Consider the following 19,426-nt stretch of genomic DNA (forward strand, 5'->3'; position numbering starts at 1 on the left):
AGCGCCAATAAAAATGCTTTTAATCTGGAACTCTCAGGCCATGTTGTAACAGAAAAATAACACGAAATCGTGTCCCGTGCCCATCGGGGCCGGCATCAATTTCCACCGTGGCGTCATGCAGATGCGCAATGGCTGAAACAAGGCTGAGCCCCAGCCCGCTGCCCGGCACATGCCGGCTTTTGTCTGAGCGGTAAAAGCGGGAAAGCACGGCACCCCGCTCTTCCGGCGCAATGCCAATCCCGGTGTCCGTTACCGTCAGACAGACCGCTCCGGCCTGACGGCTCACACTCACCGTCACCTCCCCGCCCTCCGGCGTGAATTTGATGGCGTTATCGACCAGATTGACCAGCAGTTCGATCAGCAGATGCCGGTCTCCGTCCAGACAGACCGGCACGGCGGTGGGCTGCATGACCAGCGTCACCCCCTCGGTCTCCGCAATCGGCTCATAGAGATCAACCACGTCGGCACCAAGCTCATTCAGGTTCACTGTCCCAAACCCGGCGCGGCGGCGGCTGCTTTCCAGCTCCGCAATGCGCAGCAGGGCGGTGATAATGCCCAGACACTGGTCCAGATTAGCCACGGCCCCGCTGACAGCCTCTTCCAGCGCCTCGCGCTCACCGCCGGAGGTCAACGCCCGCTCCAGCTTGGCCCGCACGCGGGAGAGCGGTGTGCGGAGGTCATGCGCAATATCGTTGCCGACCTCCCGCATCCCGTCCATCAGGTGCTCCAGCCGGTCCAGCATGCGGTTCACACTGCCTGCCAGACGCTCCAGATCATCCCGTTCCTTCCCGGCAGGGAGACGTTCATGGATATCCCCGGCCATGATCAGATCAATGGCCTCGTGCATTTCCTTCACCCGGAACAGGGCGCGGCGGCTCAGCACCACCCCCAGCAAAAGCGCGAATAACAGGGTGGGAATGGCGGCAACCACTGTGGCATGCCGCAGCATCAGCTTCTGTTCCGCCAGCAGATGGAAGCTGCGCCCCAGCACCAGAATCGTGCCGTCGGGCAAGGTCTCAGCCAGCAGGCGCAGCGGATAGGCAGCACCTTCTTCCGGGTAGATTTCGATATTATGCGGCTTGCCGTCCGCCACCAGCCCTTTGGGCCATGCGTGCAGATCCCCCGCAATCAGGGCATGACTGGCGTCAAACAGTCCCGCGCTGCTGATCACCAGCCGCAGATCATCCGTTGCGCGTTTGCGGATGACATATTCCAGATGTTCCGGCGTCATCTGCGCCAGCAAATGGGCCTCGCCGCGCAGCAGTTCGGTCGAGCGGCGGGATTCCACCGCTTCCATCTGGGTGTAAACCAGCCCGAACTGCATCACCATCACGCCACCCATGGCGGCCACAGCAGCCAGCGTGAGGCGGAAAGTCGCGGTGCGGAATAGCTCAGTCAGGAACACGCAGCAGAAATCCTGTGCCGCGAATGCTACGGATCAACGGCTCTTCTCCCGGTGCATCCACCTTGCGGCGCAGCTTGCCGATATGCACATCCACCAGATTGGTGCGCGGAATAAAGCGATACTGCCAGACATCTTCCAGCATCATGGAGCGGGTCAGCACCTGCCCCGGCCTGCGCATGAGATATTCCAGCAGACGAAATTCACGCGGCAGCAGTTCAATCTCCCGGCCATCCCGCCAGACGCGGCGCTCGATCAGATCCATGGAGAGCGGCCCCACCCGCAACTGGGTGCTGCGGGTATCATCCGGGCGGCGCAGCAGGGCTTCCACCCGCGCCATCAGCTCTTCCATGGCGAAGGGCTTGGTCAGGTAGTCATCACCACCCGCTTTCAGGCCGGTTACGCGGTCATCCACTGCTGAGAGCGCGGACAGCACCAGCACCGGCGTGCGGATGCCGCGCTGGCGCACCGCCTCAATCACGCTCAGGCCATCCATCCCCGGCAACAGGCGATCCACCACCATGACGTGCGCCTCACCCGTAAGGGCTGCCGTAAGACCAGCATCGCCGGTTTCCTCGTGCCGCACCTCAAAACCATGGGTCATCAGTTCGCCCACAATTTCCTCGGCAATCGCGCTGTCATCTTCTATCAGCAGCACAATACCTCTGGAGTGCTCGGGGCCTCTGGACTGGCCGGGCTGTGCTGTATCCGGATCTGTGTTCAGTGCTGTCTCTTCCGTCATAACTGTCCTGATGCTGTTTTCCCCGGTTCAGGGCCAGTAAATTCCATTTCAGGATTAAGCGCCACGTCTTCCGTCTCCGGGGCATCCAGTTCGCGCAGACGGCGGCTGACCACACGGGTTCGTCTGCGGGCTTCCTCAATGGAGGTTGACATGGCCTGCGCGTTCCGCGCCAGTTTTTCCAGCACGCCATCCATGCGGATCATTTCCTGCCGGGTGGCCCCCAGCAGGCGGGCAATGGTTTCCGTCCGGTCTTCCAGCGCCAGCGTCACATAGCCCAGATGCACCGTGCGCAGCAGCGCGGGCATGAGGGCTGGTCCCATAATCATCACCCTGCAGGTGCGGCCCACTTCATCAATCAGGCCGGGGATACGGGCGGCTTCTGCATAAAGGCCGTCGGTGGGCAGATACAGCACGGCAAATTCCACCGTGCGGGGCGGATGGATATATTTGGTCGCGATTTTCCGCGCTTCCATCCGCAGCGTGCTTTCCAGAGATTTGCGGGCGGCTTTCTCGCCCACTGCATCGCCCTCATCCACCGCATTCAACAGGCGCTCGTAGGCTTCTGTCGGGAATTTGCTATCCACTGGCAGCACCGGCGGTGTGCTGGAGCGCACCGGCATACGGATGGCAAATTCCACCACATCATTCCCCGGCCCCAGACGCACGTTCGATTCGTAAGAGCCTTCCGGCAGCACATCATCCAGAATGGCCTTGAGCTGCGCTTCCCCCCAACCACCACGGGTCTTCACGTTGCCGAACAGCCGCTTGAGGTCGCTGATCTGCGCCGTCATGGCCCGCACCTCGCCCATGGCCTTCTGCATGGCGCTGAACTGCTCCAGCACACGCTGGAAGGAGGTTTGCATCTGCCGTTCCACGGCCTCATGCAGCTGGTCCGTCACCGCTACGCGGATGGCGGACAACTGGCGGGCGGAGGTTTCCGCCATCTCCCGCAGTGCTTCGGCCTGAGCCGCCCGCACTTCAGCCTGCTCCCGCCCCATACTGCCCGCCATACCCGCCAGACGTTCGGCCAGTTCGGTGCGCACCTGCTCAATGCGCCCGGTCATCACGCGTTCCAGTTCCGACAGGTGCGTTCTCTGATGCGCGGCTTCCGTCCGGGCGGCGGCTGTTTCCTGCTCCACCAGCACATAAAGCCGGGCCAGCAGGTCCGTATCTGCCCCGCCCTGCCCTTTGCGGCCGCCAGCCAGCAGCCAGGCCAGTAGAGCCCCAACCGCCAGTGCTCCCAGAGCCACAACAACCAGCATTATTCCATCATCCATCCGTGATCCGTCTCATTTTCTCTCGGCAGGAAGGCCGGTTCGTGCTGATCTGGTTCCAGAAATAAATTATGACGCCAATGCAACGAAGAGCCTGTATACAACATCCTTCAGGTTTGCCGCGCTGCTACAGCGTTGACAAGAATAATGAACAAACCGGGAAATACCCTTTTCGCCATGTCTCATCCTACAACTGCTTCTGCCCCCTCCGGCTCCTCCCGCGCGCACCTGTTTTATATTCAGGTGATTATTGCGGTTATTGCGGGCATTCTTGTGGGCGCCTTTTTCCCCAACATCGGTGCGGCCCTCCGCCCGCTGGGAGATGGGTTTGTCAAACTCATCAAGATGGTCATCGCCCCCGTCATTTTTCTGACCGTCTGCACCGGCATTGCCGGGATGGCGGACCTCAAGCAGACGGGCCGCGTGGCGGGAAAGGCCATGGCCTATTTCCTGTGTTTTTCTACACTGGCGCTCATTGTCGGCATGCTGGTGGCCAATATCGCCCGCCCCGGCGCCGGGCTTCATATCAAGCCTGCCTCGCTGGATACCGGCTCCGTCGCCACGTTTGTGAATGAAGCACATTCCCACTCCTTTACGGAGTTCCTGATGCGCATCATCCCCAGCACCACTGCCGGAGCCTTCACATCGGGCGAGATTTTGCAGGTGCTGCTGATTGCCATCCTGTTTGGCGTCAGCCTCGCGCAGATGGGTGAGAGCGGGCAGAAAGTCCTTACCCTGTTCCGTAATCTGACGGAGCTGGTCTTCGGCGTGGTGCGTCTGGTGATGTATGTCGCCCCCATCGGGGCCTTTGGTGCCATGGCCTTTACGGTGGGCAAGTTTGGCGTGGCGTCCATCGGGCATCTGGTCGGGCTGGTTCTGGCGTTCTATCTGACGGCCATTCTGTTCGTCTGCGGTATTCTGGGTCTGGTGACGCGCATGATGGGCTTCAGCATTTTTCGGCTGCTGGCCTATATCAAGGAAGAACTGCTGATTGTTCTGGGCACCAGTTCCTCGGAATCTGCGCTGCCGGGGCTGATTGCCAAGCTGGAAAACGCCGGCTGCCCGCAGGGGATTGTCGGGCTGGTGGTGCCCATGGGCTACTCCTTCAATCTGGACGGCACCAATATTTACATGACCCTCGCCGCCCTGTTCATCGCACAGGCGACCGATGTGCATCTGGGCCTTGGGGAACAAATCGCCCTTCTGCTTGTTGCTATGGTGAGTTCCAAAGGTGCGGCCGGTGTGACAGGGGCCGGGTTTATCACGCTGGCAGCGACACTGTCCGTTGTCCCCAGCGTGCCTGTTGGTGGCATGGCGCTTATTCTGGGGATTGATCGCTTCATGTCGGAATGTCGTTCCCTGACCAATCTGGTCGGCAATGCGGTTGCAGCCATTGTTATCTCCCGCTGGGAAAATTCTTTGGATACAGAGCAACTCCACCAAGCCCTGAGCGGAAAAACAGACGCCTGAAGCAGCCGCCCTCCCCTTCTTTTCAGCCTTTAAAAGCCTCTTATCAGATGCGAGATTTTACATGAGAACCGGAATGACAACGGCGCAGCGCCTTCGTGGTATTCTGGCAGGGTCTGCCGGGAACCTGCTCGAATATTACGACTGGTATGTCTATTCCTCCTTCACCATCTACTTCGCACACGCCTTCTTCCCACGCGGTAACCAGACTGCAGAGCTGCTGAATGCCGCAGCCATTTTTGCTGTTGGCTTCTTTATGCGTCCTGTTGGGGGATGGCTGCTGGGTATGGCAGCGGATCGCTATGGCCGCCGCACAGCGCTGACTTATTCCGTCACAGCCATGTGCTTTGGCTCGCTGGCCATTGCCGTCTGCCCGACCTATGAGCAGATCGGCCTGCTGGCCCCGGCGGTGCTGCTGGTCGCCCGATTGATACAGGGCCTCAGTCTGGGTGGGGAATATGGCGCATCCGCCACCTATCTGGCAGAAATGGCCACCCCGGAGCATCGCGGGTTCTGGTCCGGCTTCCTGTATGTCACGCTGGTTATGGGGCAATTGCTGGCGCTGCTGCTTCTGCTGCTCATGCAGTATGTCCTGCTTACGCCGGAACAGATTGCTGCATGGGGCTGGCGCGTGCCGTTTGTTATCGGGGCGATGGGCGCGTTGCTGGTGTTCTGGCTGCGTCGCCACATGCAGGAAAGTGAGCGTTTTGAAAAAACCAGCCAGCAGAAGGAAAAAGGGGGACTGCGCGTCCTGCTTCAGCACCCGCGCCCCGTGCTGACCGTCTGTGGCATGACGCTGGGTGGCACGGTTATTTTCTATACCTACACCATCTATATGCAGAAATATCTTGCGAACACGCTGGGTTTTCCCAAAGAGACCGCAACGCTGATTTCCTCCGCCAGCCTGATTATTTTCGCAGCCATCCAGCCTGCGTTCGGGGCGTTGTCTGACCGCATTGGTCGCCGCCCGCTGCTGCTGTATTTTGGCATCTGCGCCACGCTGGGCACCGTCCCGCTGCTGACCGTTCTCTCCGGCGTCAGCTCTCCGTGGGCTGCATTCGGGCTGATAACGGGCGCGCTGTTTATCGCCTCCGGCTACACCTCCATCAACGCTGTGGTGAAAGCGGAACTCTTCCCCACGCGCATCCGCGCCCTCGGTGTGGCGCTCCCTTATGCCGTCACGGTGTCCGTCTTTGGGGGCACGACGGAATATGTAGCACTCTGGTGCAAGCAGGCGGGGCATGAGATGTGGTTTGCTTATTATGTGTCTGCCTGCGCCCTTGTCACACTGCTGACGGTGCTGACCCTGCCGCGCACAACCGTGATTGATCAGGGATAACAGCCCCTGTTTTAAGGGACACAAATTGCCCGGAAGCGGCCTTGAAATTGCCATGAGGCGGCGCGTTATTAGGAACTGAAGAGGGGACGCTCCGGTGTTTCCTCTGTCAGTTTCGAGGAGGCACACGATGCGCCGTATGACAAAACTTCTTCTCGCCCTGCCCCTTATTGCAGGCACGACACTGGCTACACTGCCCGCCGCAGAGGCGCATCCGGGCGGCGGCTGGGGCCGTCCCGGCTGGGGTGGTCCGCCTCCGCCGCCGCGTGGTGGATACTGGGGCGGTGGCCCGCGCAGAGGCGGCTGGCACCGTGGCCCCGGTGGGGGTGCCATTGCTGGCGCTCTGATTGGTGGTCTGGCTGTTGGCGCTCTGGCCGGTGCCGCCATGGGCAACAGCGGGCCGCCGCCCGTAGCCTATGCACCGCCCCCGCCGCCTCCGCCCGCCATGGGCTACGCGGTGCCGGTAGTGCCCGCAGTGCCTATGGTTCCGGCTGCACCGGGCTATTACGCCGCCCCCGGCAGCTATTATTCCGGCTGGTAACCCCAGCCGGATTTAACGGCCTGATGCAGGCGGTCTGCTGTTAAAGAGCCTGCGCGGCTTCCAGCACCGCCTCCACATGGCCCGGTACTTTGACCTTTTTCCAGATACGGGCGATTTTCCCATCAGCCCCAATCAGGAACGTGGTGCGATCAATCCCCATATAGGCTTTGCCATACAGGGATTTTTCGACCCACACGCCATAGGCTTCCGTCACGCTCCCGGCTTCATCTGAGGCCAGCGGGAATGTGAGGTCATATTTCTCAGCAAATTTATCGAGCTTTTTGACCGGATCGCGCGAGACGCCGATCACACTCAGCCCGGCCCCTTCAAACTGCCCCAAGGCCTCACTAAACCCACAGGCTTCCTTGGTGCAGCCGGGCGTATCCGCCTTGGGGTAGAAATAGAGCACAAACGGTTTGCCTTTCAGCGCAGCAAGGCTGACCGTACGCCCCCCACTGGCCTCCATGCTGAAATCCAGAGCGGCATCGCCCTCTTTCAGGCCGTTTTTTGTGGTGTCCTGCGTCTCTGTCATGATCCGGTTCTTTCCTTAAAAAACGATGTCTCTGCAAACGCTACCTGAACAGATCCCTGTCAGACAGCCTTCAAAACTTAACGGCTGAAGGTGCGGAACGTTCTTCGGCAGCCCGCGCGGCAAAGCCGTCGTCCACACCCACCGCCCCTACCCTCTGCTCGAAAATCTTCCGCACGGCCTGTGCCAGATGCGCGGTGTGCGCCATCAGGTCTGGCAGGCTGGCCTCTCCCATTACACGCAGCAGAATTCTCACCGCACCGGGGGCCAGTCCGCGTTCCAGATCAACCGGCGGCACAGGGCCGCACAGCAGGCGCAGCAAACATTGGAGCTGTCGCCAGACGGCATCGGCCTCAAGCAGCAGTTTTGTTTCTGCCACACTCAGAAAACTGCCTTTCCTTAGCAAAGTCAGCGCCCGCCTTGTGCAGGGGTTTCTGGCGTCCTTTGTGCCAGCCACCAGTTGCAGGATCTGCGCGATAAACTCCACCTCCATCAAGCCGCCCGCCCGGCGTTTGATATCCCACGGGCTGGAGGCTGGCAGATCCCGCGCCAGACGGGCGCGCATCTGCCGGGCATCCTCCAGCATGGTTTCGGCGGAGGGGCGGGGCTTGCGCAGGTCTCCGTTCAAAATCTGCGCTAAATCGCCCTGCAGGCGGGCCTTGAGCGCCACGGGAGCCGTAATCACACGGGCGCGGGTCAACGCCATGCGCTCCCATGTCCAGGCGGCGTCTTCATGATATTTCAGGAATGCTGTGCGGAACACGGCAACCGGGCCTGCCGCACCGGAGGGACGCAGCCGCATATCCACCGCATAAAGCGGGCCTTCCGGGCCGGGAGCGGTGAGGGCTGCAATAAAAGCATGCGCCAGACGGGTATAATATTGCGACACCGCCAGAGACCGTGGAGCACGCACCGGCAGACCGTTCTGACTTTTGGGCGCATTCTCCGGCACCTGACTCATCTGCACGTCTTCGGGATGGTCAAATACCAGCAGCAGATCCAGATCGGACCCCGGCATCATCTCCCGAGAGCCTGCTTTGCCCAGCGCCAGCACGGCCATGCCGCCACCCGGCACGCGGCCATAGCGCTGCTGATGCTCCTTTTCCACGGCCCGCATCAGCACGGTCATGATGGTATCAGCCAGTGCCGTGCGCTGCTTTTCGGCCTCGTTTTCTCCCAGCCGCCCTTCCAGCACGGCCACGGAGAGACGAAATTCTTCCCCGCGCAGCAGAGGCCGCAGGGCTGTCACCAATAGTTCCGCTGCGTCCACTTCCGTTGCCAGATGCCGCAGGCGGTCCAGCACGTTGCGGCCTTCTTCCGGCTCCGGTTCCAGCAGCCCTTCCAGTGCGGAGGGCGTATCGGCCAGATGGTTCGCAAGAAAAGCCGAGGAATCAAACAAGGCCGCAATGCGGTCAATCAGCGCCGGGTTCCGCTCAAACAGGGAGAGCAATTGCACCCCGGCATGCTGACGCGCCAGCAGCGCCTCAAACCGCCGCAGGCAGGCCAGAGGATTACTGCGGGCCGCAAAACTGGCCAGCAAGGCGGGCAGGAGGCCACGCAGCAAAGCCCGCGCCCGTTCGGAACGCAATGCCCGCAGGCTGTTGGTCTGCCAGCGGGCCAGTACCTGCACAGCCTCGTCCGTCTGAGTGGCAGGAAAACCGAGACGTTCCAGTAAGGCCGGAGAATTTTCATCATCCGGGGCGACGGCCAGCAGGGTCGCATCCTCTGCAGGGGCGCTCACCTGCGGCGTGGCAAAGTGGCGCTCAAAAATGCGCCGGGCTTCCCGCATGCGGGGCAGCATTTCCAGCGCCAGTGCTTCGCCATCCGAATAATTCATGAACACGGCGAAGGCATCGAACGCCTCCGGGCGGTCCGGCAGATCATGCGTCTGATGGTCAGCCCGCATCTGCAACCGGTGTTCCGCATCTCGCAAAAACCGGTAGGTCCGGGCCAGCACTTCCGCTTCCTCACGCGGGAGATAGGCCGAACCCACCAGTTTTTTCAGCGCGCCAAAGGTTGTGCGGTCCCGCAATGCGGGCACGCGCCCACCCCAGACAAGCTGCATGGCCTGCGCCAGAAATTCGATTTCCCGAATCCCGCCCTGCCCTAGCTTGACGTTATGGCCCAGCAGCCAGTCCCGGCTGGCCGCCGGGTCCGCCAGCACCGCATCAGGCAGGTCCGCCAGTCCGGTGCGCCCGGCCTTGCGGTAGCGGTCAATGCGGGCCTTCATGTCATGAATATCGTCAATCAGCGCAAAATCGAGGTGTCTGCGCCAGACAAACGGGCGAATGGCGGCCAGAAACCGCCGCCCCAGCGCCATATCCCCCGCCACGGGCCGCGCCTTGATCATGGCGGCGCGTTCCCATGTCTGGCCCAGACTTTCATAATACTGGAGGGCCGCCTGCACGGAGACCGCCGGAGGGGTGGAAGACGGGTCTGGCCGCAGGCGCAAATCTGTCCGAAAAACGTAACCATCCGCATCCCGCGCTTCCATGAGGCCCACAAGATCGCTAGTCATACGGATAAAGACGCGCCGCACGGTATCAGGCTGAGACTGCACGGACGGATCGTACAGCACCATCAGATCAATATCCGAGGAGAAATTCAGTTCCCGTGCCCCCAGCTTTCCCATTGCCAGCACAACAAAACCACTGGCATGCGCCGGACGTTTGGGGTCTCGTAACTGAATCTGCCCAGCCTGATGAGCACTCCACAGCAAATGTCTGACAGCCACCTCCAGCGCCGCATCCGCCAGCCGGCTGAGCGTTTGCGTCACCTCCTCCAGCGACCAGAATCCCCCAAGGTCCGCCACAGCGCATATCAGGGCTGTGCGTTTTTTGGCCTCGCGCAGGAAGCGGGCAACACACTCTCGCCCCGATGTGATGTCAAAATCGGCAAATGCTGCAAACACGTCCTTCGCACAGGGTTCCGGCCCGCTTTGCACCAGCGTTGCAAAAAACACCGGGGCCTGCCGTGCCAGATCAGACAGATACGGGCTGTTGCCCCCCAGACAGGCAACCAGCCCCGCAGCACCCGGCAGGTTCAGCACAGCGCCCGGTCCTCCGGCCTCCTGCAAAGCCAGCGCCATATCCTGCGCAAAATGCGTAGCCGCCTGCGCGTCAGCCGGCGCGGCCCAGTTCGCATCGGGCCACAGACGGGTGCGGGCACCGCGCGGGGCCCGCACATCCCGGAAGTAAGAAGAAACAACGCTTGCTGTCATAATCTGACCATTCTTATTGAACGCAAAGGGTTGCTGCGTTGACTTCCACGGGTCAAGACCTCCCGCGCCCCCTGCACAAGCGGGCCTTGCGCGTTCTGACCGTTCTGGCGGTGGGTGTGCTGGTGCTGCCGGTGCTGTGTGTGGCGGCCCTGCTGATGCGCATGCTGTTCGGGCCGGTTAACGTCACGCCTTTTGTCCGGCCCTTCCTGCCGGTTGCAGTCCTCAGCGGGCGGCCCGGTCAGCCAGCGGCAGCGACCCTCACACTGCGGCGGGCCGATCTGGCATGGAATGGTCTGCGGGACGGTTTGAGCGTGCCAGTTATGCTCTCATTGCATGACGTTCGCATTCTCAAAGCCGACAAGACAACAACAGACACCATTCAGTCCGCCAACGTCACGCTCGACCCGCTGGCGCTGATCCACGGCAGCGTAGCGCTGAATACGGTGGACCTCAGTGGCGTGCGTATGGCCCTGCGGCGGGAGAAGGACGGCAGCGTCGGGCTGGATGTCGATGCGCCCCCCACGCCCGCAACGCCGCCTGACAGCACCAACACGCTCGACCCCAGCACCCTGCAACGTATTGGGCTGACCGACGCACAGGTCACGATTGATGACCGGCTGACCCATACGCAGTGGATTGCCTCACCCATCACCTCCACCCTGCATGCCGTCAGCCTGCATGGGGGCAATGGCCTGACCGGCTCCGTCGCCCTCACCTTTCAGGCACAGCAAGACAGCACGGAACGCCTGAGTGTAACGGCAGAGGGCACACAGACCGATCACGGCACTATCCAATGGCATGCGTCCCTCGCCCCCGTGCGCCCCAGCACCTTTGCCGGTCTGGCCCCGGCCCTGAAAACGCTGGATGTGCCGGTCAGCCTGACGGCGGATACCGTTTTTGCCCCCGCCCCCCATAGCAGCTGGCTACTCCCGCAGGGGCTGGACCTGAAAACCGATCTCGGCGCAGGTGAGCTTCAAGGCGGCGGCTCCACCTATCTGCTTCATCATGGGTCTCTGCTCGCGCATCTGGCCCTTGACCATCGCTCGCCCACCCACACGCCCGCCACCATCACGCTGCAAGGTCTGACGCTGGACCTGCTGAACCCGGAACATCCGGAAGATGTGAAGGGCGGCATCACCGTCAGCCTGACGGGCCAGCTGAATGCGTCCGACCTGTTCAGCCCCACCGTGCTGTCTGGCCAGATGGCGCTGGAGATCCCCACCATTCCGTTTGGCGATATTGCCAATTACTGGCCCGCCAAAGCAGCAAAGGGTGGCCGGAAATGGGTGGATACCAATATTACCGACGGCACAGCGCATGACCTGCACACCGCCGTAACACTGCATAGTGATAAGGGCTGGAACGGCATCAAGCTCACCTCCATCAAAGGGAGCGTGGAGGGCTCAGACCTTACGGTGCACTGGCTGCGCCCCATCTCACCGCTGCATCATCTTGATGCGCATCTTGAGGTGAATGATCTCGATAAACTGACCATCCATTTCGACCACGCCTATCAGCTGGTGGACCGTGCCGATAAAAATGTGGGGGCCACGGGCATCGGGCGCGTCGCGGCTGGTCCCGGCTCCATGGAAATTACCGGCCTGTCCAAAAAGGACCAGATGGGCACCATTGTGACAGAGCTGCACGGAAACCTGCGGGATCTGCTGGCTATGCTGGCCGAGCCGCGGCTGCATCTGCTGGCCCGCCATCCCATCAGCTTTACCAGCCCCTCCGGGGATGCCAGCGCCAAATTCTCCCTGACCCTGCCGCTGGAAAGTGATGTCACGACGGATCAGATGATTGTGGATGCCCACGCACAGGTCAGCCACACGCATCTGGGCAATGTTGTTGCAGGCCGCGCCATTACCACTGGTACCTTCCAGATTGCCGCTACCACGCAACAGATGGATCTGAACGGACATGGCGTGCTGGGTGGGCTGCCGTCAGACATTACCTATTTCATGAACTTCCGCTCCCTTAAGCCGCAGGAAATTGCGGAAAAGGCGCATCTGTTCACCCGCATCACGCCGGAAACGGCGACGGCTGCGGGCATCGACACCAGCTCCCACTTCTATGGCAGCGCCGATCTGGGTGTTGACTATGCCCGGCAGGCCAACAAGCAGGGCACGGTTCATATCAATCTTGACCTGAAGCATTCCCGCATCGTCATCCCCCTCTGGCACAAGGCGGCAGGCCGCACGGCGCAGGTCACTGCTACCCTCGCGTTGCTGGATGGGCGCATTACCTCCGTTGAGAAAATTTTCGCCACAGGGCCGGAACTGGATGTGCGGGGCCGGGCTGTGTTGCGGGAAAAAGCAGCACCGGAACTGCTGATTTCATCCTTTAAAATCGAACGCTCCTCCGGGCATGCCCGCCTTGTGCTGCCTTATGCCTCGCAGGACAAAACCATTCAGGTGGGGGTCTATGCCGATACGCTGGACCTCGCCCCCCTGATGGAGGGCGACCCGAATGCCCCCAAACAGGCCACTTCCCCCGGCTTGCATGTGCCGGAAGCCGCAACGGGCAAGCTGCACGGGCCGCCGGGCAACGCGTGGACCATCGATATGACGGCCAACGCCCTGTATTACAGCCAGACCAAGCAACCTTTGCGGGCTGTAACCGGGCATTTTGAAGATAACGGCCAGCGCCTGGAGCGCATGCGTTTTGCCATGCGCGGCCCCTCTCCCGTCACCATGACGCTGGAACCCAAAGGCGCCACCCGCGCCCTGCATGTGACCATTCCGGACATGGGCGGGTTTCTAGCGGCTCTCAACATCCTGCCCAACGTGCAGGGCGGCCACGCCACGCTGACCGGCGCGTTTGATGACACACAAGCCACAGCCCCCTTTAAAGGCACGCTGCATGTCAGCCCGTTTGTGCTGAAAAAAGCGCCCGCCACGGTGCTTCTGGCCCGCAACCTGTCTCTCTACGGCTGGGTGAACGCCCGGAAGTCTCCGGAGTTTGAAGTCTCCACCCTGACCATGCCCGTCGGGTTTTCTGATGGCGTGCTGACCATTGAGAATGGCCACATGGGGAATGACGCGCTGGGCGCCACGCTGGAAGGTAAGATTGATCTGGACCACAGCACGCTCGACCTGAACGGGACCGTGGTGCCGGTTTTTGCCATCAACAAACTGCCCGGCAAGCTCCCCGGCATTGGCAAACTGTTCAGCCCGGAAAAAGAGGGCGGCCTTGTGGCCATGACCTTTGGCATTGCCGGCAAGCTGGAAAACCCGGACCTGAGCGTAAACCCCTATTCCGTTCTGCTACCCGGCGTTTTGCGTAAACTGTTCTGATCCCAGCCGGTGCTGTGTGCCCAGTCCGGGCCCATAGTGTTATCAGGTTCTTCGGGGATGTCGGCCTGCGTTTCCGTCAGCGCGACAGTCTCTTTCAGGGTGCCCTGCACATGGGCCGTGATGGCCCCGGTTTTAACGGCACTGCGAAACGCGTCGGGTTCTTCCTCAAACGACGTATCCACGCCATTACCGCTGACTTCCCCCACCGGATGCAACACCACAGCAGCCTGAGGCCGCACCGGGTCCACCAGCCAGTGGCGCGTGCGGGACACCAGCGTGGAGGCATCCGCCCCGCTACAGGGCTGCATTTCTGTCAGTGTTACGGTTTCTGTAGTGACAACAGCTTCCATCTGCGCGCTTTGCCGACGGCCAGCAGCCGCAGTCTGCCCAACCAGCACAGTGCCGGAGGGTATGACCAGCAACGTATCCCGCGCCGCCCCCGGCGGAGGTTTGACACAGATGGAAACAGCCTGCCCGCCGGCGGAAGCACCTGCACCCGCATCTGCAGCAGTATTGTCTCCGTTTCCGGCGTCCGGGATCGCATTGGCACTGGCACTGGCACTGGCACTGGCATCTTTGGCCGCACGGGGCGCTGGCTGTCCAGAAGCCCTCTGCCCGGGCGCAATCAGCGCACTGAGCGCCAGACCCAGCACAACAGGGTAACGCAACCGCATACCCTTTCCTTTCCGTCGTAACGGTCCGGGCGGATTACGGTCTGGCGGGGGCCTCCTGCTTCAGGCCCGATGGAATGGCGAACACATCATCAGGCTGGGCCACCCGGCTGACACGGAGCGCCCGGACGGTAATCTGTCCCTGTTGTGCAACCTGCAACAACAGACCATCCGCCGTGTAACAGACATCACTCGCATGTCCGTCGGCGTCTTTGGTGCGCCAGATAATGCAGCTTTCCCCGGCCACCACGGAACCACCCAATCGTGCATAGGTGCCAACCATAGCCGGGTGACCGGGCGGCGTGAGGCCCTGACTGGGGGCTGGCATCACGCTCTTCCGCTTGCGGCCCGGGTCCACCACGGTCAGCGTATGCTCGGGCCAGGAGGTGATCATGAACAGGTCTGACCCCTGCGGGTCCAGCCGCTGGCGGAGGCTGCCCACCTGCCAGCGCATCCGCTGCTTCATCACCGCATCCCCGGTCGGCGATGTCAGTTCATACAGCACATCCGCATCCACAGACGGCGTGATAAACGGCGCATCCTGCGGTGCGACTGGCGCAGGAGTGGCAACCGCCTCAGCACCGCTCGCACCTGCGGAAACAGCGCTGCCTGCATTGGCCCCCGCAGCAGGCGTTTGCGCCAGCGCCACGGGCAAAGAGGCCGCAGCCATCATAACGCCCAGCCCGGCACCAAGCAGCACCCATGCACGCAGCCCGCTCATGGCGTATTGCCTGACGCATCATGCGCGTTGGAATCCGTGGACGGCATGCTCGTCACAGGACCAACACCCGGCACAACGCCTGTGGCGGAGGGCACGCTGGAATGTTCCTGCTGCTGCACACTGGTTGGCCCCCGCATAACGGAGGGGGGTGCTGAGCCATCCTCATTCCCTCCAGACTGAGAGCCCGGAGAATGCGGCGTGACTTCCTGAAAACCGGCAGGCGGCTGGAAGGACGTAGCCGGCACGTCGTCATAAGAGACTTTCATCGCCTTGAGGTGCCCGTTCAGACCATCCACATCCACGCCGTCCTGCTCTAGAATAAAGCCGTCATCCGTCACGCAGGCCGTGCCATTCCCCTGCGCGGAGACCACACCCCAGATGGTGCAGGGCTGGCCGATGACTTCGGATTTGCCTTTGCGCGTAAAACTCATGGACATGTCCAGCAGGAACGGGCTGCGCGCCACCTCCTGCTGCACCAACCGGGTATAAATTTTGCGGTCGTTCAGGACAATCATCACTTCCTGCGCCGCCCGGTTGATGATGACGGCACCCCGGCTTTCCGGGCCGTCCATGCTGAGCATGTAGTTGATGCGCATCAGCCCGCCATCACCGGAAAACAGAACCTGCACATGCCGGTCCTTGATCGGCAGGGCTGTTGCGGGGCCTCCACCCGCAGGCGGGCGCGGCTGAAAGACGTAATCAATGGTGGCATCGCGTCCGGGCATCAGGCGCGGATGGTCCATCTGCGGGGCGGGAGCCGGTGCGCCTGCCGGGGCCGCAGGAGTTGCGGCTGTCTCGGCGGCGTGGCCTGGCTGGCTCAGCAACCCTGCCACCAGCGGTGCCGTGGCCAGAAGGCTGCAAAGGGTCAGCATGCGGCGCGTCCGGGCCGGCTGGCAGTGTGTCATACGTCTTCGTCTTTCCTGTTTCTCATCCAGACCGCTCTGCTCCCAGAGCCGGTCCCTAACTGTGCTGAGTGTCTGCCGCCTGCGTCTCTGCCCGCATGGCGCGAATTTCAGCCTCCAGCACATCTGCCGGAATGCTAGCCTGCCAACATGGCATCATCTGGACAGCACGTTCCAGCGTCGCCTTATACAGGCTTGCCGGAATTTCCTCCCCGCCAAAGCGGGCGAGATGGTCTGTTCCAAACTGGGTGTCAAGCACGATAAAGCCGCCAATCCGCAGCCGCGCCACCAGATGCACTAACGCAACCTTGGAGGCATCGGTCGCACGGCTGAACATGCTTTCCCCAAAAAATGCGCCGCCCAGAGCCACACCATACAGGCCGCCCACCAGCTTTCCATCCTGCCGACATTCCACACTATGCGCGTAGCCCATGTCATGCAGGGCGCAGAACAGGCGGAAAATCTCGCCATTAATCCATGTGTCTTCCCGCCCCGGTGCGGGCGCAGCGCAGGCCTTCATCACACCGGGGAAATCCTGATCCACGCTGACATCAAACCGGCCCGATAACACTGTGCGTTGCAGGCGGCGTGAGAGATGGAAGCCACGCAGAGGCAGGATACCGCGCGGGTCCGGGTCATACCACTGGAGTTCGTCATCATCCGCATCGGCCGCCATCGGGAAAATTCCGGCAGCATACGCGCCCAAAATCAGTTCCGGCGTCAGCGCGTCAGTCATGTCGCCTCCTTTGAACAGATAAGACATGCGTATTTTTTACCGCCTGCGTCTGATCCTGTTTCCGTTTTCACCGTTATACGCTCGTCATGGCTTTTCTGAAGGGTCATGCTAGTCTGTCATTACGGAAACTCAATCTGTCCCACTGAAAAAAGGAACGCCCATGCCTTCCGAAAAGCCTCGCCTGATCCGTTCCGTCCGGCTTCCTGCCGCCGTTGAAAAGCGGATTGAGACCGACTTCACCGCCCCGCCCGTACCGGATGCGCCGCTGGATACCGCCGCCATGCTGGCGCTGGCGGAAAAGCAGCAGGCGTTTGCCATGCTGGTCACGCATCATTGCCCGCTGAAAGGCGCTGATGTGGCGGCTATTCCGGACTGCGTGAAGCTGGTGGCGACCGTCAGTGTCGGGCTGGACCATCTGGATGTACCGGCCCTTCTGGCGCGCGGCATCCAGGTCTGCAACACGCCGGATGTGCTGACAGACTGTAATGCCGACCTGACCATGATGCTGATTCTGGCCGCCTGCCGCCGCGCTGCGGAATACTACACGCTGATGAAGAACGGCTGGGGCCGCACGCTGGAAATGGATGAGATGCTGGGCATGCGCGTGAGTGGCAAGACGCTGGGTATTGTCGGCATGGGCCGCATCGGGCAGGCCGTGGCCCGCCGGGCGCGTGGGTTTGACATGAAGGTGCTCTACCACAACCGCCGCAGGCTGGACCCCGCGCAGGAAGAAGGGGCGACCTACTTTGAAAATCTGGAAGAGATGCTGCCCCACTGCAACATTCTCACCCTGCACATGCCCGCTACCCCCGGCGCACCGCCCCTGATGACGGCCAAAATGTTCGGCCTGCTGCCCCGCGGCAGTGTGCTGGTGAATGCTGCTCGCGGCGCACTGGTGGATGAGACAGCGCTGCTGGACGCCCTGCGCTCGGGCCATCTGTTTAACGCCGGGCTGGATGTTTATCAGAATGAACCCAACCCGAACCCCAGCATTCTCGCCCTGCCGAAGATTTTCATGACACCCCATACCGGCAGCGCCACCGTGGAAACCCGCACGGCCATGGGCATGCTCTCACTGGACAATGTGGCCGCCCTCGCCGCAAATAAGCCGCTTGTCACCCCTGTAACGGCCTGAACCGGAGAGACTTAATGACCTTAAGAATAGCCTGCCTGCTGGGTATTCTTGCCTGCGTGGTAGTGAGACTGATCGACTTCCACTACCAGCAAACCTGCTTGATTGTGGGCGGGTCCATGCTGTTTCTTGCCGTCATCGGCACGCTGATTGATGAAGAACCGCCGCCGGTCAAAAAACAGAAAGAGCCAGCCTCCTGAGGGAAAGCTGGCTCTCTGACAAGACCGTCTGAGACCACGCCGGAGGACCTGCCTCCGGCTTTTTAATGGCTCACGCCCTTCAGGACACCCGACCGTTACGGGTTGCGACGTGATCGCGCAGGGCCTCAGCCGTATCCCGCACCACGGGGCCATGTTCACGCTCCAGACGACGGATGGTGAAATGCGCCCGCGCCAGTGCCCGGTAATGGTTGAGGAAGGCCGTATTGAGCGACGCCCCACACAGCGCACCGGCCACCGGCATAAGCTGCAGAGAGACTTTCTGACCCAGCGCCAGCCCGTAATGCGAGGCGACTTCCGCAATCAGCATCACAACCGGGCGGCCACGCAGCAGCGCACGGGCTGAGAAATACCCTAGTTCGCTATCTTCCGCCTTCCGCGCATTGGGGAAGGCCCGCAGTGCGAACACTTCCAGACAGGCGCGGCGTGCATCCGGGTCGGACAGGTCCTCACCTTCTTCGCGCGCAATGCGGCCAATCTCACGCATGATGGTCAGCGTGGTAAAGCTGATATCCGGGGCCAGACCGGCAAGGCCGGCAAAGCCACCTACCGCGCCGGAGACGGCAACAGCCGCCTGCAACGCCGGGCCACGCCAGGGCTGCGGTTCCGCCAGAGCATCACCAGGGCTGCGCAGCCCGACAATGGCCACATCAAAGGCACGGGCAATGGCGCTTTCCGCCAGACCACGCAGCTTGTCTTCCATGCCGGGGGCCATGCCCAGCCCGCGCAGGCCCAGCCGCGTGGCGTGGCCTACAGCGCCGCCCATCAGGTCCGCCAGACGCACCAGAACGCCTTTGCCAGACTCGACCTGTGCGAGGGCGTGTTCCAGCTCTCCCAGATCCTGACCACTGAGCTTGAGCGTCACCATCTCGCTGCCTGTCATGTCCTGCGTACTCATTTGCGCCCTTTCTGCTTGCTCTGCCCTGCCGTGAAAGGCCGGGCCGGGGCGCAGTCGAGCGCCCGCAATAGTCTGTTTTGTAAAGGAGAGTGTAGCATAGCACGCCCGAAAAGCGACACGGGCCGCCCCTCGTCCGGCATATGCCTCCCATCTCCTGAACAGCGATGTCCACCTTCCCTCACAAAAGCCCCACGGGCTAAGAAGTTGCCTCCCGCCCCTTTTCCTTTTTGATTTTTGCTATGGTTTTCCGGTGTGCGTGCGCCCTTTTGGCGTCAGACTTCACGGTGGTTGTCACGTGCATCGGAACCCCTTACACAGCCGAAGGTGAGACCATCCCGGCG

At 61.7% G+C, this 19,426-nt stretch carries 16 protein-coding genes; 6 read left to right on the forward strand and 10 right to left on the reverse strand.

The window, feature by feature from the left end; genetic code table 11:
• Positions 1–19: 19 nt before the first annotated feature.
• From AD930_RS16680 to AD930_RS16690, 3 genes are read right to left on the reverse strand one after another with little or no spacing between them, the layout of a single operon-like run.
• Positions 20–1,405, reverse strand: coding sequence for a sensor histidine kinase (locus tag AD930_RS16680; RefSeq protein ID WP_061507096.1), 1,386 nt, complete (start codon positions 1,403–1,405; stop codon positions 20–22).
• The gene (locus tag AD930_RS16685; protein WP_082781964.1) at positions 1,392–2,144 is read right to left on the reverse strand and encodes a response regulator transcription factor; all 753 of its coding nucleotides are present in this window, start codon (positions 2,142–2,144) and stop codon (positions 1,392–1,394) included. The genes AD930_RS16680 and AD930_RS16685 overlap by 14 nt, the downstream gene beginning before the upstream one ends.
• Positions 2,141–3,421 carry a DNA recombination protein RmuC gene (locus AD930_RS16690; protein WP_061507097.1) on the reverse strand — a complete coding sequence of 427 codons (1,281 nt, stop codon included), beginning with the start codon at positions 3,419–3,421 and terminating at the stop codon, positions 2,141–2,143. The genes AD930_RS16685 and AD930_RS16690 overlap by 4 nt, the downstream gene beginning before the upstream one ends.
• Positions 3,422–3,595: 174 nt before the next feature.
• Between AD930_RS16690 and AD930_RS16695 the strand changes: the two genes are divergently transcribed.
• The 3 genes from AD930_RS16695 (at position 3,596) to AD930_RS16705 (ending at position 6,762) form a co-directional block, all read left to right on the forward strand.
• The gene (locus AD930_RS16695) at positions 3,596–4,888 is read left to right on the forward strand and encodes a dicarboxylate/amino acid:cation symporter (protein WP_061507179.1); all 1,293 of its coding nucleotides are present in this window, start codon (positions 3,596–3,598) and stop codon (positions 4,886–4,888) included.
• A gap of 73 nt (positions 4,889–4,961) precedes the next feature.
• Entirely contained in the window at positions 4,962–6,224 is a 1,263-nt protein-coding gene (locus tag AD930_RS16700) for an MFS transporter (protein WP_043552216.1), read from the forward strand.
• A gap of 127 nt (positions 6,225–6,351) precedes the next feature.
• Positions 6,352–6,762 carry a hypothetical protein gene (locus AD930_RS16705; protein WP_061492011.1) on the forward strand — a complete coding sequence of 137 codons (411 nt, stop codon included), beginning with the start codon at positions 6,352–6,354 and terminating at the stop codon, positions 6,760–6,762.
• Positions 6,763–6,802: 40 nt separating this feature from the next.
• On the opposite strand, the gene bcp is transcribed toward AD930_RS16705, so the two are convergent.
• Together bcp and AD930_RS16715 are read right to left on the reverse strand one after the other, a co-directional pair.
• Positions 6,803–7,294: a thioredoxin-dependent thiol peroxidase gene (bcp, locus tag AD930_RS16710; protein WP_061507098.1), complete on the reverse strand. Its 492-nt coding sequence runs from the start codon at positions 7,292–7,294 to the stop codon at positions 6,803–6,805.
• A 70-nt stretch (positions 7,295–7,364) separates the two neighbouring features.
• Positions 7,365–10,511, reverse strand: a complete 3,147-nt coding sequence (locus AD930_RS16715; protein ID WP_061507099.1) for a bifunctional [glutamine synthetase] adenylyltransferase/[glutamine synthetase]-adenylyl-L-tyrosine phosphorylase — start codon at positions 10,509–10,511, stop codon at positions 7,365–7,367.
• Positions 10,512–10,549: 38 nt separating this feature from the next.
• Here AD930_RS16715 and AD930_RS16720 point away from each other — a divergent pair, with 38 nt between their 5' ends.
• Positions 10,550–13,807 carry an AsmA-like C-terminal region-containing protein gene (locus AD930_RS16720; RefSeq protein WP_061507100.1) on the forward strand — a complete coding sequence of 1,086 codons (3,258 nt, stop codon included), beginning with the start codon at positions 10,550–10,552 and terminating at the stop codon, positions 13,805–13,807.
• Here the strand turns inward: AD930_RS16720 and AD930_RS16725 are convergent.
• The 4 genes from AD930_RS16725 to aat are packed head-to-tail and all read right to left on the reverse strand — an operon-like array spanning position 13,765 to position 16,837.
• Positions 13,765–14,481, reverse strand: a complete 717-nt coding sequence (locus AD930_RS16725; protein WP_061507101.1) for a hypothetical protein — start codon at positions 14,479–14,481, stop codon at positions 13,765–13,767. The genes AD930_RS16720 and AD930_RS16725 overlap by 43 nt on opposite strands.
• A 34-nt stretch (positions 14,482–14,515) precedes the next feature.
• Positions 14,516–15,199, reverse strand: coding sequence for a dihydrolipoyllysine-residue succinyltransferase component of 2-oxoglutarate dehydrogenase complex (locus AD930_RS16730; protein WP_244150639.1), 684 nt, complete (start codon positions 15,197–15,199; stop codon positions 14,516–14,518).
• Positions 15,196–16,104, reverse strand: a complete 909-nt coding sequence (locus AD930_RS16735) for a DUF4412 domain-containing protein (protein WP_061507102.1) — start codon at positions 16,102–16,104, stop codon at positions 15,196–15,198. Before AD930_RS16735 ends, AD930_RS16730 begins: the two co-directional genes overlap by 4 nt.
• A 55-nt stretch (positions 16,105–16,159) precedes the next feature.
• Positions 16,160–16,837, reverse strand: coding sequence for a leucyl/phenylalanyl-tRNA--protein transferase (gene aat, locus AD930_RS16740; RefSeq protein ID WP_061507181.1), 678 nt, complete (start codon positions 16,835–16,837; stop codon positions 16,160–16,162).
• 160 nt (positions 16,838–16,997) lie between these two features.
• Between aat and AD930_RS16745 the strand changes: the two genes are divergently transcribed.
• Positions 16,998–17,972, forward strand: coding sequence for a 2-hydroxyacid dehydrogenase (locus AD930_RS16745; RefSeq protein WP_061507103.1), 975 nt, complete (start codon positions 16,998–17,000; stop codon positions 17,970–17,972).
• A gap of 14 nt (positions 17,973–17,986) precedes the next feature.
• Positions 17,987–18,169, forward strand: a complete 183-nt coding sequence (locus AD930_RS16750; RefSeq protein WP_061507104.1) for a hypothetical protein — start codon at positions 17,987–17,989, stop codon at positions 18,167–18,169.
• Between the two features lie 79 nt (positions 18,170–18,248).
• Here the strand turns inward: AD930_RS16750 and AD930_RS16755 are convergent, their stop codons facing one another.
• Positions 18,249–19,085 (reverse strand): EcsC family protein, encoded by an 837-nt coding sequence (locus tag AD930_RS16755; RefSeq protein WP_061507105.1) that lies wholly within the window; start codon positions 19,083–19,085, stop codon positions 18,249–18,251.
• Positions 19,086–19,426: the final 341 nt, after the last annotated feature.

The sequence above is a fragment of the Acetobacter malorum genome (genome assembly GCF_001580615.1).
Lineage (GTDB): Bacteria > Pseudomonadota > Alphaproteobacteria > Acetobacterales > Acetobacteraceae > Acetobacter > Acetobacter malorum.

Excerpts from the sequence above, each read along its gene's own strand:
- AD930_RS16685 (WP_082781964.1), bottom strand. The coding sequence starts at position 2,144 with ATGACGGAAGAGACAGCACTGAACACAGATCCGGATACAGCACAGCCC.
- AD930_RS16690 (WP_061507097.1), bottom strand. The coding sequence starts at position 3,421 with ATGGATGATGGAATAATGCTGGTTGTTGTGGCTCTGGGAGCACTGGCG.
- AD930_RS16695 (WP_061507179.1), top strand. The coding sequence starts at position 3,596 with ATGTCTCATCCTACAACTGCTTCTGCCCCCTCCGGCTCCTCCCGCGCG.
- AD930_RS16700 (WP_043552216.1), top strand. The coding sequence starts at position 4,962 with ATGACAACGGCGCAGCGCCTTCGTGGTATTCTGGCAGGGTCTGCCGGG.
- AD930_RS16705 (WP_061492011.1), top strand. The coding sequence starts at position 6,352 with ATGCGCCGTATGACAAAACTTCTTCTCGCCCTGCCCCTTATTGCAGGC.
- bcp (WP_061507098.1), bottom strand. The coding sequence starts at position 7,294 with ATGACAGAGACGCAGGACACCACAAAAAACGGCCTGAAAGAGGGCGAT.
- AD930_RS16715 (WP_061507099.1), bottom strand. The coding sequence starts at position 10,511 with ATGACAGCAAGCGTTGTTTCTTCTTACTTCCGGGATGTGCGGGCCCCG.
- AD930_RS16725 (WP_061507101.1), bottom strand. The coding sequence starts at position 14,481 with ATGCGGTTGCGTTACCCTGTTGTGCTGGGTCTGGCGCTCAGTGCGCTG.
- AD930_RS16730 (WP_244150639.1), bottom strand. The coding sequence starts at position 15,199 with ATGAGCGGGCTGCGTGCATGGGTGCTGCTTGGTGCCGGGCTGGGCGTT.
- AD930_RS16735 (WP_061507102.1), bottom strand. The coding sequence starts at position 16,104 with ATGACACACTGCCAGCCGGCCCGGACGCGCCGCATGCTGACCCTTTGC.
- aat (WP_061507181.1), bottom strand. The coding sequence starts at position 16,837 with ATGACTGACGCGCTGACGCCGGAACTGATTTTGGGCGCGTATGCTGCC.
- AD930_RS16745 (WP_061507103.1), top strand. The coding sequence starts at position 16,998 with ATGCCTTCCGAAAAGCCTCGCCTGATCCGTTCCGTCCGGCTTCCTGCC.
- AD930_RS16750 (WP_061507104.1), top strand. The coding sequence starts at position 17,987 with ATGACCTTAAGAATAGCCTGCCTGCTGGGTATTCTTGCCTGCGTGGTA.
- AD930_RS16755 (WP_061507105.1), bottom strand. The coding sequence starts at position 19,085 with ATGAGTACGCAGGACATGACAGGCAGCGAGATGGTGACGCTCAAGCTC.